At 72.0% G+C, this 12,375-nt stretch carries 12 protein-coding genes; 2 read left to right on the forward strand and 10 right to left on the reverse strand.

Annotation, left to right across the window (positions count from 1 at the left end):
- Positions 1 to 151: 151 nt before the first annotated feature.
- On the forward strand, positions 152 to 622 hold the full coding sequence (locus ABZS64_RS36035) for a nuclear transport factor 2 family protein (protein ID WP_355838886.1): 471 nt from the start codon (positions 152 to 154) through the stop codon (positions 620 to 622).
- Here ABZS64_RS36035 and ABZS64_RS36040 read toward each other — a convergent pair.
- From ABZS64_RS36040 to ABZS64_RS36080, 9 genes are all read right to left on the reverse strand, one after another.
- Positions 612 to 1,001 (reverse strand): TIGR03618 family F420-dependent PPOX class oxidoreductase, encoded by a 390-nt coding sequence (locus tag ABZS64_RS36040; RefSeq protein ID WP_355838910.1) that lies wholly within the window; start codon positions 999 to 1,001, stop codon positions 612 to 614. The two genes, ABZS64_RS36035 and ABZS64_RS36040, sit on opposite strands and share 11 nt — an antisense overlap.
- Before the next feature lie 105 nt (positions 1,002 to 1,106).
- Positions 1,107 to 1,235 (reverse strand): hypothetical protein, encoded by a 129-nt coding sequence (locus ABZS64_RS36045; protein ID WP_355838888.1) that lies wholly within the window; start codon positions 1,233 to 1,235, stop codon positions 1,107 to 1,109.
- A gap of 104 nt (positions 1,236 to 1,339) precedes the next feature.
- A complete protein-coding gene (locus ABZS64_RS36050; RefSeq protein ID WP_355838890.1) occupies positions 1,340 to 2,779 on the reverse strand; it encodes a condensation domain-containing protein in 1,440 nt (479 codons plus the stop codon).
- 123 nt (positions 2,780 to 2,902) lie between these two features.
- Positions 2,903 to 3,736 carry a 4'-phosphopantetheinyl transferase superfamily protein gene (locus tag ABZS64_RS36055; RefSeq protein ID WP_355838892.1) on the reverse strand — a complete coding sequence of 278 codons (834 nt, stop codon included), beginning with the start codon at positions 3,734 to 3,736 and terminating at the stop codon, positions 2,903 to 2,905.
- A 59-nt stretch (positions 3,737 to 3,795) separates the two neighbouring features.
- Positions 3,796 to 5,562 carry an acyl-CoA dehydrogenase gene (locus tag ABZS64_RS36060; RefSeq protein WP_355838894.1) on the reverse strand — a complete coding sequence of 589 codons (1,767 nt, stop codon included), beginning with the start codon at positions 5,560 to 5,562 and terminating at the stop codon, positions 3,796 to 3,798.
- The gene (locus tag ABZS64_RS36065; RefSeq protein WP_355838896.1) at positions 5,559 to 6,515 is read right to left on the reverse strand and encodes an aromatase/cyclase; all 957 of its coding nucleotides are present in this window, start codon (positions 6,513 to 6,515) and stop codon (positions 5,559 to 5,561) included. Before ABZS64_RS36065 ends, ABZS64_RS36060 begins: the two co-directional genes overlap by 4 nt.
- A 149-nt stretch (positions 6,516 to 6,664) precedes the next feature.
- The gene (locus tag ABZS64_RS36070; protein WP_355838898.1) at positions 6,665 to 8,446 is read right to left on the reverse strand and encodes an FAD-dependent oxidoreductase; all 1,782 of its coding nucleotides are present in this window, start codon (positions 8,444 to 8,446) and stop codon (positions 6,665 to 6,667) included.
- Complete coding sequence (locus ABZS64_RS36075) at positions 8,436 to 8,753, reverse strand: antibiotic biosynthesis monooxygenase family protein (protein WP_355838900.1); 318 nt, start codon at positions 8,751 to 8,753, stop codon at positions 8,436 to 8,438. The genes ABZS64_RS36070 and ABZS64_RS36075 overlap by 11 nt, the downstream gene beginning before the upstream one ends.
- 84 nt (positions 8,754 to 8,837) lie before the next feature.
- Entirely contained in the window at positions 8,838 to 10,442 is a 1,605-nt protein-coding gene (locus ABZS64_RS36080; protein WP_355838902.1) for a class I adenylate-forming enzyme family protein, read from the reverse strand.
- A 161-nt stretch (positions 10,443 to 10,603) separates the two neighbouring features.
- Between ABZS64_RS36080 and ABZS64_RS36085 the strand changes: the two genes are divergently transcribed.
- Positions 10,604 to 11,053: a nuclear transport factor 2 family protein gene (locus ABZS64_RS36085; RefSeq protein ID WP_355838904.1), complete on the forward strand. Its 450-nt coding sequence runs from the start codon at positions 10,604 to 10,606 to the stop codon at positions 11,051 to 11,053.
- An 89-nt stretch (positions 11,054 to 11,142) separates the two neighbouring features.
- On the opposite strand, the gene ABZS64_RS36090 is transcribed toward ABZS64_RS36085, so the two are convergent.
- Positions 11,143 to 12,063 carry an MBL fold metallo-hydrolase gene (locus ABZS64_RS36090; RefSeq protein ID WP_355838906.1) on the reverse strand — a complete coding sequence of 307 codons (921 nt, stop codon included), beginning with the start codon at positions 12,061 to 12,063 and terminating at the stop codon, positions 11,143 to 11,145.
- Between the last annotated feature and the right edge of the window lie 312 nt (positions 12,064 to 12,375).

Below are 12,375 nucleotides of genomic sequence, written 5' to 3' on the forward strand. Positions count from 1 at the left end.
CTGGTGTTTGACGAGTATCGCCAGGGCCGCCACGGGCGGTAAATAGCCGCCGGTACAGGCCTTTGACAAGCGAGTACAAGTTTCTGCGGTGAATGTCAGATCTCGTACAGGCAGGGTTGGTCCACCGGCACAATTGCGGTCATGCTCAGGCATGACCTCAATCCGATCCACCGCCGAAATAGGCTCACTTCTGGACCGCTATCTGATCTCCCTCGACGACGAAAAACTCGACGAGGACTGGGCGAGAAGGCTGTTCACGGACGATGCGGTCGTCGAATTCCCGATGAGCCGCCACGAAGGGATCGAAGGACTCGCCGCATATCACAGCAGCGCGCTGGCGGCCTTCGAGCGGACACAGCACCAGGGCTCGCCGGCCGTCGTCGAACTCGACGGGGACAGGGCCCGGCTGCGGGCCAACCTCATCTCGACCCATGTCCATCTGCCGCACCAGGCACCGCCGGACGGCGAGCGGCCGCCCCTGTTCGCCACCGGCACGTTCGTGAACGGCGAAGCCCGCCGCACGGCCGAGGGCTGGCGGCTGAGCCTGCTGTCGTTCCGCCTGATCTGGGCGACGGGAAGCCCGCCGGCACCGCGTTCAGGAACGGACGCCGTCACAGATTGAGGCTCAGCACCCGGTCGACGACGATCTCGATGACCACCCGGTCGGCCGGGTCGGGCGGCGCGGACCAGTAGCGCTTGGCGTAGCGCCGCACGCCGTCGGCCACATGGCTGCGGTCGTCGCGGACGGTGGCGGTGCCTTCGAGCGTGACCCAGCAGAACCCGTCCACCTGGCACAGCGCGACCCGGCTGCCCGGGGCTGCGATCAGATTCCTGGCCTTGCGCGAGGAGGCGACCGTCAGCACCCGGGCGAGCCCGGACGTGGCGTCCCAGGTGAACCGGACCGCCACGGAGTGCAGGGACCCGTCCGGCCGCAGCGTGGTCAGCGTGCCGACATGCGGTGCGGCCAGGAACTCCTCGGCCCGGGGCGGCACCGCCGGCATGTTCGTACGTGCTCCGGAGCGCGGCATGGCGTTCTTCCCCCTCGTGATTCGGCTGCCGGGCAGTGTGCCGTGGCCCGCTCGAATTGCGGTGTACCGGCGGGACGTTCAGTCGATGCCGCGGACGATGTGCGGCTCGGCCGGTTCGTCCTCCTCCACCCCGGCGAGCCGGGGCGTCGGAGCCAGGGACACCACGTCACGTGCCGGACGTTCGCGTTCTTGCTGGTCCTCGTACATGAGCTCCTCCTGGGGATCGCTCGGACCACTCCTTCGGTTCGATCGGACCAGGGTGTCAAGACCTGCTCGAGAGCCACTTGAGCGGACCGGCCACCGCGGGCCGCTCACTGCGCGACGGGTGGCGGGTCCTGTCCGAGCAGGTGGAGGACGTCGCCCACGGTGGTGTCGTCGGCGGTGTGGGGCAGTTCGCGCAGCAGCCGCGCGCACTGGCCGACGAGTCGGTCGGCGTCGGCGTCGGCGATTTTGCCGCGGTCGTGCACGGCCGTGAGGGCGAGGCCGCCGTCGGCGTCGCGGTGGGCGAGCAGGACGACCGGGTACGCGGTGGGCGCACCGACGGCGCCGGGTGGTGAGACGCGGATGTCCTGGGCGGCGAGGGCCGTCTCCAGGCCGTCGGCCATCCGCGGATAGTGCGCGAAGACGAGGACGCTCTCGAGGAGTTTCTCTTCCGCCGGGCGGCCGCTCCATGCGTGGATCTGCTCCAGGGACACCCATTCGTAGGCGGCCATGTCCAGTGCGCAGTCGCGCAGTTGGGCCAGCAGCAGGCGCAGATCCTGCGCCGGGTCGACCTGGATGGTCATCGGCAGCACGTTCATCAGCAGTCCCGGAAGCCGTTCGGCGACCTCCAGGGGGATGCCGCGCCCGGACACGGCGACACCGAATCCCACCGGTGCCGGGCCGCGGGCGTCGCCCGCCCGGTACAGCAGGATCGCCCAGATGGCCTGCAAGGCGCCGGCCTCGGTGGCGGCGTGGCCGGCCACCCAGGTGCGCAGCCGTTCGGCCTCGACGGCGCTGAGCCGGGCCCCGGCGCGACCGCAGCCGCTGTCGCCGGTGGCGGGCCCGGGCCGGGCGGGGGCGAGCAAGGGCGCGGTGGTGGACAGAGCCCCGGACCAGAACTCCCGGGCCGGACCGGTGTCCTGGGACGCAAGCCAGCGCGTGTAGTCGCGGATGTCGGGGCGCCGCTCGCCGCCGGTCAGTGAGCCGCCGGCGAGATAGGCCCGGTAGAACTCCTGCAGCAGGACGACGACGCTCCAAGCGTCCAGCAGCACGTGATGGTGGGTGAGCAGGACCCGGGTGGCGGCGCCCCTGCCCGCGGGGGGCTCGGGGTCGTCGACGAGGGTGATCCGCAGCAGGCCCGGGCGGTGCAGATCGAAGCCGCGCAGCCGGTCCCGCTCGACGAGCTCGTCCCAGGCGACCGTGCCCGCGGCGTGCCGGACGATCTCGGCCCTGGCGTGCTCGTGCAGGACGATCCGGGGCTCACCGCGTATGTCGAACGCCGCGCGCAGCACACGCTCGCGGTCGAAGACCGCCTGCCAGGCGCTGCTGAACCGGCCCGTGTCCAGCGGGCCGTGCCAGCGCCACACGAGCTGCTCGACACAGCGGCCGGTGCCCGGATGCGCGAGTGCGTCCCGCAGCAGGCTGTGCTGCAGCGAGGTCAGGGGCACCGTGTCCGGGGCGTCCGGCTGCTCTGGGTGCGGAGGGTGCTGGGTGAGGAATGGTTCTTCACCTCCGTCCCCCGGGTGGCACGGGCGGCCTGGCTTCGTCATGGGACGTCTCCTGGTTCCTCAGCCGGACGGATATGGTGCTCCCGGGCTGAGCATGCCCCCTGCCACTGCCGCGAGGCTGATACGGCGCTGACGCGCGGTCAGACGCCGGGAGGGTCCGTGCGGTCAATCGCCCGGCGGCTCCGGATCGGCGCTCTGCCGCGTCATCGCCGACAGGAATCCCGCGTCCAGCATGGTGCGCACCGACGTGTCGCCCGCCGGGTCGAGGCCCGCGTCGTGGCAGGCCACGCTGATCAGATAGCGGCCGAGCGCCCGGTGGGTGGCAAAGCCCCATTCGCCACGGGAGCCGGCGCTGCCGTCGGGGGCCCGCAGCCTGCCGGTGCGCAGACCGAATCCGAATTCGGTGAATCCCAGCCGCATTCCCTGGCCCAGCGCCTTGGTGTACGCCTCCTTCAGCGTCCACAACCGCAGGGCCTGCGCGCTCTGTTCGCCGGCCGGGAAGGAGTCGAGCTCTGCCGCCTCGGCGGGCGTGCACATCTGGGACTGCAGCAGGTCCAGCCGCAGGGGGCGGCCAACCGGTTCCGCGTCCACGCCGATGCGTCCGATCCGGCTCAGGGCGACCACGATGAGCTCGCCGGTGTGGGTCAGGCTCAGTTCGATCTGGTCGAAGCCGCGCAGATACGGGCGGCCGCCGAGCCGGTAGGCGAGGTCGAGGGAGACGGGCGGGGTGCGCAGCGCCGCGGCCGCCGCGTACTTGATGAGCAGGCGGGCGGCCGCGAAGCGGTAGCGCACCGTGGCATCGGTCGTGCGGCGGTAGCGGGTCCAGTCGTGGCCGAGCAGCCGGCGCAGGCTCGGTGTGGTGAGCACGGCGGGCAGCCACTCCCCCCATGTCGTGTACACCACCGCGCTGCCGGTCTCCTTCAGGTTCCGGTGCACGGTGTGCCATGGCCCATCGGGCCGTGGCACATGGACCGGCGCGGCGATTGTCGGCTCGTCCATGGTTGTCCTCCCCTCGTCCCCAAGGTCCCCTGTGCCGCGGCGGGTCGGCCGGGCCCGGGTCATCCGGCGAGCTGCGTGGCGTACAGGTCGAAACTTCGGCCGTCCCGGTACCGCTCGAGCACCTCGGTGATGACGGTGCCGGTGACCTGGTCGGGCAGTTCGGGCACCGGCACGCCCAGCCTGCGGCCGATCCGGCTCAGCGCCAGGACCGCCCAGGACGGGTCGTCGAGGAAGGAGCCGGTGCCGTCCTGGCCCTGCCGCACACCCAGGCAGGCAGCGGCGGCGAGCACCAGGGCGTAGCGGTCGGCCAGCACGCAGGCCTTCGGGTCGGCGAACAGCGCGGTGTGGCCGGGCAGCGCAGTGCACTCCTCGCGCAGCGCGCGCACCTCCTGGACGAACGCCTCGGCCAGATCCGACAGCGCCGCCCAGACCGGTCCGGCAGAGCGCAGCTCGCCAAGACGCTCGGCGATCGCGACCAGCGCCGCGGTGAGCCGGTCCTCGGTCCCGGAGACCGTCAGCCTGCGGTAGTCGAACGCCGGCAGCGGGGCCTCGGGCTGGAACAGCAGGTCGGGCGGTTCGGACGAGCTGAACCACGAGGTGCGGGCCAGTGTGCGTAGTTGAGGCACCAGGACCGCCTGGCAGGCGGCGGTGCCCGCATGGCCGAGACCGGCCACCGGCAGGTCCCGCACCAGTTTCTGGAAGCCGCCGTACAGCGGTCCGCGCTCGTAGCCGCGGGCGCCGAGGGCGGTGGCCAGTTCCTCCAGGTCCTCGCGGAGCAGGTCGGGCATCGTGTACTTGACGGCCGCGGCGAGCAGATGCGCGCTGTCGGGCAGCAGACTCAGGGCCCGCAGCCCGGTGACCGCCATGCTGTCGCAGGCCAGCAGATCGGCGAACACCCCGGCGAGCACCCGGTGCCGGCGACGGCCGGGCATGCCGTCCGGGCGGTTCTCCGTGGCGGCCCGCACAGCGTGGCGCAACACGCTGTCCACCCCGGCGATCACCACGCCCGGGATCAGGCAGCGGTTGACCTGGAAGGTGCGCAGCGCGAGCAGGACGCCGTCGCCCAGGGCGCCGACGAGGGTGTCGGGCGGCACGGGGCAGTCGGTGAAGGCGATGCCCGAGAAGCGGCTGCCGCGCATTCCCGCGGTGTTGACGCGCGGCAGCCGCTGCAGACCGCCGGGCGGCAGCCGTTCGGGATCGAGCAGCAGGACGGAGTGGCTGCCGGGACCGGTGGTGGGCGCGGTGCGTGCGTACATGACGAAGGCGTCGGCCCGGTCGGCGTTGATGACGACGTCCTTGCGACCGCCGAGCGTGAAGCCGCCGCCGGGGGCGGGGTGTGCGGTGAACTCGTCGCGCAGGATGGCGTTCGCGTGCGCGAGTTCGCGGTGCAGGATCGAGACGCGACCCCCGTGAAGAAGCAGCCGTGCGGTGTCCTCGCGCTGGCGCGCATCGCCCTCGGCCCACACGGCGGAGGCGCCGAACAGCGAGGTGATGCCGAAGCCGAAGCCGAGGGCGGCATCGCGGCGGAAGACCGGGCGCAGAATGCGGGCCAGCTCGTCCGCCCTGGCCAGCCGGCCGCCGAGGTCCTGGGGTACGAACTCGGCGGCGAGGTCGGCATCGGCCAGCAGCTGCTCGGTGGCTTCGGGCACCTCGCGCCGCTCGTCCGCGTCCAGCAGCGCGGTGTGACCGTGCGGGTTGGCGGGGTCGAACGGGTCGCCGAGCAGTGCCTCCAGGCGGGCGGCCCGCTGGGGCGCGGCGGCCGGGGGGCCGGCAGCACCGGGCTGCCGGCCGGCGGGCGTGCCGGAAAGGGCGGCGGCTCCGGTCACAGGACCCGGACCGCGCTCTCCGCATGCTGCTTGGCCAGCGCCAGCATGAGGGTGCCGGCGCGCCCGAGGTCCTCGCGCACGCGGCGGCGGGCCGTGGCCAGGTCGGCGCTGTCGCCGAGCACCCGCTCGATGTCCGCCTCGTTCAGGACGACATGGTGCTGCGCGGTGACGGTCACGCCCCGCTCGTCGGGTTCGACCGACCACTCCCCGGTGTGGGCCGCCATCAGGGCGGGCGGCGCCGTCTGCTTGTAGACGATGCGCCCGGCGTGCGGGAAGCAGATCCGCACGGACTCGGTGGTGTGCGTCGCGCCGTCGGCGTCGGAGGCGTCCATGGTCATCACCTGCACGCCCGGCGCGTCCTCGGTCAGCTCGACGCGGCGCACGTGCGGTGCCAGCTCCGGCCAGTCGCCCGCCCGGTAGAGGAAGTCGTAGATCAGCTCGGCGGGGCCGTTGACCCGCACGGAGTCCTCGAAGAGGAGCACCAGGTCGTCCAGGCGGGCCCAGTTCTCGGCCAGTTGCCTGAGATTGGCCAGCTGGGCACGGCTGTTGGTGTCGGTGGCGCGCTCCACCCACGCCACCTCGTCGGCCGCGTCGCCGGGGACCTCGAAGTCGTGCAGCAGCGTCAGGTGCGAGCGGTCACCTCCCCGTGCCTCGACGATCCAGGTGCCGCCCATGGACTGGACGGGCGAAGCGGGCACCTGCTGCCGGAAGTCGACCCGGCGCAGCTCGGGGTCCAGTGACCGGACCGAGGCCCACGACGTGACCCGGCCGTTGGCCGTGGCCCAGATCCGCAGCCGCTCGTGGGTTCCGTCGAATTCGAGCTGCTCGACGTGGATGCTGGGCGGGAAGAACAGCGGCCACCGTACGGTGTCGGCGATCAGCCCGTACAGCACTCCCGCTGGAGCGGCCACCTCCACCTGGTGGCTTGTACGGTGCACGCGCGTGTCCGACATGTGCAACACCCCTCTCGCATCGGATGAGTTCGCCGAAGTGGGCGGGCGTCACCGAGCCCGCCACTTACCTCCGGCGACCAGCCAGTGCGCGCGGGGCGGCGCGCCCGGCTGGTTCGCGGCCTGTACGCAACCCGTTCGCAGTCGGCTCGTCACCGGGCTTCTCTGTCCGCGAAGGCCACGGTATTTACCGTGTCTTGACCGGGTCGAAAAACGGACGAGGAAACCTCGAGCACGGGTGGAGCGCCGTCGGCGGACGAAACGCGCACCCGCCGCGGCACAGGCAGCAGCCGCAGCGCGGCGAACACCTCGTCGAGTGCCTGACCGCTCAACCGGGCGCCGTGCGCGGCAAGATACCCGTCGGGCCGGATCAGCGCCCAGCCGCCCGGCACCAGACCCAGGGCCTCGCACAGGGCCCCGTCCGGATCGGGCAGCGGTGCCGGGCCTGCCCAGCCGTACCCGCCCACTGTGCGCACCGACAGCCAGGCCGCGTTCCGGTCCGCCGCCTCGGCGGCGGCCTGTGCGGGTGCACCGGCCCGGCCGCGGCCGTCTGCGGCGGAAAGCAGGGTCCAGCGCACATCGCGCAGTTCCTCGCCAAGGGCGCGCGGGCCCGCAGCATGCGGCAGTACGGCGGTGGCAAAGGCGATGCGGTGTCCCGGGCTGCAGTGCGGTACGGAGGCGGCCGCCCGAGCCGGGCCGTCCCCCGGTGCCGAGGGCAGGGCCAGGGAGCTCTTGGCATAGTTCAGGCGCAGCCCCGACATGGAGCCGAGTACCTGGCGCTGGATGGCGCGGCGCAGCGCAGGCACCCTGCGTACGACGGCGAAGACGGCCGGGAGCGCCAGTGAGGCGAGGGCGTTCTTGAACTGGACGAGGAACGTGGCCGTGCGGGTGGAGCCGAGCAGCTCACGCCCGACCGGAACCCGCTCCTGGCCATAGGTGTCCAGCAACTCCCGTCCGGCATGGCCCTGTTCGACCATGGCGAGCTTCCATGCCAGGTTGTACGCCTCCTGGATTCCGGTGTTCATTCCCTGTCCGGATGCCGGGCTGTGCACGTGGGCTGCGTCGCCCGCGACGAAGACACGGCCTTCGTGCATGCGCGGGACCATGCGCTGCTGGAAGGTGAACACCGACGTCCACTCGGGTTCGCCGACCCGTACCTCGTGACCGAGACCGCTGCTGAGACGGGCGGAGAAACGCATCGCCACGCCCCGCGCATCGTGTGCCGCACCCTGCGCATCAGGTGTGCCGGGTGCCGTCTCCAGCAGACGCCAGCGCCCTTCGCGGGCGTAGGGCACCATCATCATGGCCCCGGAGCCCGTGTGCACCCAGTAGATGCTGTCGGGCTGCAGGTCCGTGGTGACCGGGGCGTCGGCGAGCATCCAGGTGTCGCGGCTCTCGCCGATCAGCGGCAGCCTGAGGCGTTTGCGTACGGTGCTGTGCCCGCCGTCGCAGCCGACGAGCCAGGACACCACACAGTTCTCCTCGGTGCCGTCGGAGTGCTGCAGGACTGCTCGTACCGATGTCTCGTCCTGCTCGAACCCGGCCAGGCGCACGCCCCATTCGACCTCGATGCCGAGCCGGGCGACGGCCGCGCGCAGCACGGCCTCGGTGCGGGTCTGCTCGATGATGACGGTGTACGGATACCGGGTGGGCATCGTCGCGTAGTCGGCGTCGAGCCGGATCAGCCGGCGGCCCTTGGCGTACATGGTGAACGCCTCATTGCGGCGGCCGTGTTCGAGGATCGGGCCGACCGTGCCCATCTGGTCGAAGGTCTCCAGGGTCCGGGGGTGGACGGCGACGGCCCTGCTCGTGCTCGCGGGGCCCGGCGCGGCGTCGACGAGGCGCACGCGCAGGCCGCGGCGGGCGAGTTCGTGGGCGGCGCTCAGGCCGACGGGACCTGCGCCGACGACAAGCACCTGAAGGTCACCGGACACCTGCTGCCTCCGGGCGGGCCTGGTCCTGTGCGTCCACGGGCTCGTACATGGCGGGCTCGGCGGTGACAAGTGGCTTCAGCTCGGCGAGCAACTGCTGGAAACCCGGGGTGCCGAAGGCCGCCCGGTGGGCCGCGGCGTCCTGCCAGACGGCGATCTCCAGGTAGACGTGTCCCTCGCCGAGCCGGCGCAGATGCTGATGGCCGAGGTAGCCGGGCTGAGTCGCCATATAGGCCGTGATCCGGTTCCTGACCGCCAGGAAGGTCTCGTGGTCGCCGTGCACGGTCAGCTTGTTGACGAAGGTCGCCATGTCGTCTCTCCTGCGGGTCGGTGGTGCGCGATGGGTCAAGCACGGTGGGTGATGCGAAGGCTCATACGGCGCCGCGTATGCCGCTCACGCGGCGCTCTCGGCGGCGGCCCGGGCGCGCAGCTGCTGTCTCAGCTCCAGGCGCATGGGCTTTCCGACGGGCGTGCGCGGCACGGCGTCCAGCGTCTCGACACGGCGGATCTGCTCGAAGGACGCCAGTTGGGCGTTGGCCTTCTCGGTGATCGAGTCGAGGATGTCGAGCACGGAGCACCAGCGCTGTCCGGCGTCGGGGTGCAGCACGATGCCCGCCCAGACGATGGCGCCGTGCACCGGGTCGGGCCAGCCTGCGACGACGCAGTCGGCAACGCGCGGATCCTCGGCCAGGATCCGCTCGACGGCGGTCGGCGACACGAGTTCGTTGTCGTACTTGAACACGTCGCCGAGCCGGTCCACCAGGAAGAGCGCACCGTCCTCGTCGAGATAGCCGACGTCGCCGGTGGAGAACCAGCCGTTCGCGTCCGTCCTGGACGGCTCCCGCTCGTCCAGGTATCCGGCCATCAACTGCGGTCCGCGGACCTGTACTTCGCCGGTCGAGAACGCCTCGACGCACTCACGCGTTCCCAGGTCCACGATGCGGCATTCGGTGCCGGGCACGGCAGGCCCGACGCAGCCCCTGCGGGATCCGTCCCCGGGCCGCTGGCTGTGGGACAGAGGGGAGAGTTCGGCCAGGCCGTAGCCCTGGACGACGGGGACACCGAGCAGGTCGCGCAGCCGCCGGGCGGCGGTGTCGGCGAGCGCGTTGCCGCCGGAGAGTACGGCGGTCAGCCGCGGTCCGGCGGGCACGCCTTCCGGGCGCCTCTCCAGTCGCGGGTCCGCGGCCAGCCGGTGCAGCCGCGCGGGCAGCCCGTAGTAGTGGGTGGCGCCGGTGCGGGCGGCCAGCGCGAGCGAGGCCACCGGGTCCGGGTCGCGGCACAGGATCTGCGTGGCGCCCGCGTACAGGGCCGAGTTGAGGTGCATCACGTGGAACAGCGGCAGATGGTTGAGGGCCACGGACTGCGGACCCAGGGCGTGCGCGTGGACGGTCTGCGCGGCGTTCGCCACCAGGTTGCGGTGGGTCAGGCGCACTCCCTTGGGCCGGCCCGTGGTGCCGGTGGTGAACTGCACGCAGGCCACCGCCCCGGGCGCGGCGGCCACCCGGCTGTGCCCGCCCGCACGCTCGGGCACCGCATCGAGGGCGACCTGCAGCGGCACGGCGTCGGCCGGGACCACACCGTCCTCGGCGTCGGTGACGACGACGGTGTGCAGCTCGGGCAGTGACTCGCGCAGCTTCACCAGGAGTTCGGCGGTGGACGTCGGTACGAAGGCCACCTCGATGCCTGCCGCGGTGAAGACGTGGTGCAGGGCGGCTTGCTTGATCAGCGGATTGACGAGCACGGCGACGCTGCCGCTGCGCACGGCGCCGTAGAAGGCTGCGGGGAAGGCGGGGTCGAGGACGTTCGCCACCCCGATCGCGGCCTCGCGTCGGCCCACCGTGTGTTCCAGGTAGCGGGCGATGCGGTCGGCCCTGTCGTCGAGTTCGGCGTAGTCCACGGTGTCCGACTCCGTGACCAGGGCGTCTTTGTCCGGGTGTCGGATGGCGGCACGGCGCAGGAGCCCGTCCAGCGGCAGTTCTGGATAGGTGAACGACGGCATGGGCTCAGACCTCCTGCTCCGGACGGCTGCCACGGCCGATGCGGGCACCGGTGCCGGGTGTGGTGTGGGCCCTCACGGTCGGCCGGAATGCTTGAGGAATCTTCGAAGGCCGCTCGATCGGAGTCCTGGACAGTGGCGCCAACCGATGGAACGGAGACGCCATGACTGTCCGGAGTGAGGCCGTCCGGCCTACCGGAGCGTTCGAGGCTGTGTACGCCCAGGTGCAGCAGTTCTACGCGCAGCAGATGCAGCTGCTGGATTCCGGCGAGGCAGAGCAGTGGGCGGCGACCTTCACCGTGGACGCCCGCTTCGATGTGCCGACGCTGCCCGAGCCGGTGCACGGCCGCGCCGGTCTGATCACCGCCGCACGGCGCAGCGCCGACGCGCTCGCCGCTGCGAGCGAGCGGCACCGGCACTTCATCGGCATGCTCGACGTGAGCGAGCGTGCGGACGGGGTGCTGGACGTGCGTGCCTACACGATCGTGTACGCCTCCAGGATCGGCGGCGGCAGCCGGGTGCACCGGGTGTGCGTCTGCACCGATGTGCTCGTGCGCAGCGGCGACGAGCTGCACGTACGCACCCGCACGGTCACCCGGGACGACTTCCCCTGAGCGGTTCCGCGCCGGCACCCCCGGGCCCTGGTCGGGTCCGGGGGTGCCGGGCCCCGTCCGGCCTGATCGACCGGACAGGACCTAGTCGGTCAGGCGTGGCAGTCGGACAGCCGGCCGTGGTAGTCGATCATTTCGCGGAACAGGGCGCCCACGTCGAGCGGGTCGCCGGGCTGCGCGCCCTGCTGCTCGGCGTAGCCGCGGGCCAGATTGGGCACCAGCCGCTCGGCGTCGACCAGTTCGGCGTACGGGCCCAGGTCGGTCTCGCGGGCGAGCTCCAGCGGGCCGATACCGGCGGCGATGCCCTGCCGGGCCAGCTGCTCGATCCAGCGGAAGTACGCCTCGTTGGCGTCGATCAGTTCGGGGCCACCGACCGGTCCGTGTCCCGGTACCACCACATCGGCGCCGAGGGCGCGCAGCCGGTCCAGGGCATCCAGCGAGCCGGAGACCGACCCCATGACGCAGAACGGCGTGACGCCCGCCATCAGAACGTCCCCGGTGAACAGCACCCGCTGCTCGGGCAGCCAGACGACGGTGTCGTTGGTGGTGTGCGCGGCAGGGCCCATGTGCAGCAGCTCGATCCGTACGCCGCCGATGTGCAGGGTCATCGCATCGCGGTAGGTCACCTGGGGCAGCGCCAGTTCGATGTCGCCCCAGCACACGTCGGGCCACAGCCCGGCGAGGTGCAGCCCGTGTTCGGCCATGTCGCTGCGGGTGCCTTCGTGGGCGACGATCAGCGCTTCGGGGAAGACGAAGTTGCCGAAGACGTGGTCGCCGTGGAAGTGGGTGTTGACCAGGGTGCGCGGCGGCTCCGGCACGCGGCTCAGCACCGCCTCGCGCAGCCGCCGGGCGCGGCGTTCGGTCGCCACGGTGTCGATCAGCACGCTCTGTCCGCCGTCGCCGACGACGAGACCCGCGTTGTTCAGGCACCAGCCGCCATGGGGCTGTACGTACGCGAGGACGCCGTCGGCGACCTCGTTCGTCTGCAGGGCGCCGGTGACGGTCGCGGTCATCGCGCCCTCGCCGCCCTGCTGCGGACGGCAGTGCTCCGGCCGGCCGGACCCGCTGCTGGGTAGGTCACCACACCTGTCACCACACCTGTCACGGCGCCAACTCCCGTCGCTTCGGCCCGGAATGCCGCCGGACCTGCTGGCCAGCAGCCTGGACCTGCCGGCTGGGAGCCGCCTCGAAGACAACTAGGGCCTGTCTTTTGGATCAGGCCGGATTATGGAGCGGCCCGCCGCGGAGCGGCTGATGTCACTGCGGTGCGTGCGATCGCAGGCCGGAGGATGGGGGTCCCCCCGCCGAAGGCAGGGGGAGAGCCG

Source organism: Streptomyces sp. NPDC005408 (assembly GCF_040606445.1).
In the GTDB taxonomy this organism is placed as follows: domain Bacteria; phylum Actinomycetota; class Actinomycetes; order Streptomycetales; family Streptomycetaceae; genus Streptomyces.

Coding starts and splice junctions, on each gene's coding strand:
- ABZS64_RS36035 (WP_355838886.1), top strand. CDS start 152: ATGACCTCAATCCGATCCACCGCCGAAATAGGCTCACTTCTGGACCGC.
- ABZS64_RS36040 (WP_355838910.1), bottom strand. CDS start 1,001: ATGCCGGCGGTGCCGCCCCGGGCCGAGGAGTTCCTGGCCGCACCGCAT.
- ABZS64_RS36045 (WP_355838888.1), bottom strand. CDS start 1,235: ATGTACGAGGACCAGCAAGAACGCGAACGTCCGGCACGTGACGTGGTG.
- ABZS64_RS36050 (WP_355838890.1), bottom strand. CDS start 2,779: ATGACGAAGCCAGGCCGCCCGTGCCACCCGGGGGACGGAGGTGAAGAA.
- ABZS64_RS36055 (WP_355838892.1), bottom strand. CDS start 3,736: ATGGACGAGCCGACAATCGCCGCGCCGGTCCATGTGCCACGGCCCGAT.
- ABZS64_RS36065 (WP_355838896.1), bottom strand. CDS start 6,515: ATGTCGGACACGCGCGTGCACCGTACAAGCCACCAGGTGGAGGTGGCC.
- ABZS64_RS36075 (WP_355838900.1), bottom strand. CDS start 8,753: ATGGCGACCTTCGTCAACAAGCTGACCGTGCACGGCGACCACGAGACC.
- ABZS64_RS36080 (WP_355838902.1), bottom strand. CDS start 10,442: ATGCCGTCGTTCACCTATCCAGAACTGCCGCTGGACGGGCTCCTGCGC.
- ABZS64_RS36085 (WP_355838904.1), top strand. CDS start 10,604: ATGACTGTCCGGAGTGAGGCCGTCCGGCCTACCGGAGCGTTCGAGGCT.
- ABZS64_RS36090 (WP_355838906.1), bottom strand. CDS start 12,063: ATGACCGCGACCGTCACCGGCGCCCTGCAGACGAACGAGGTCGCCGAC.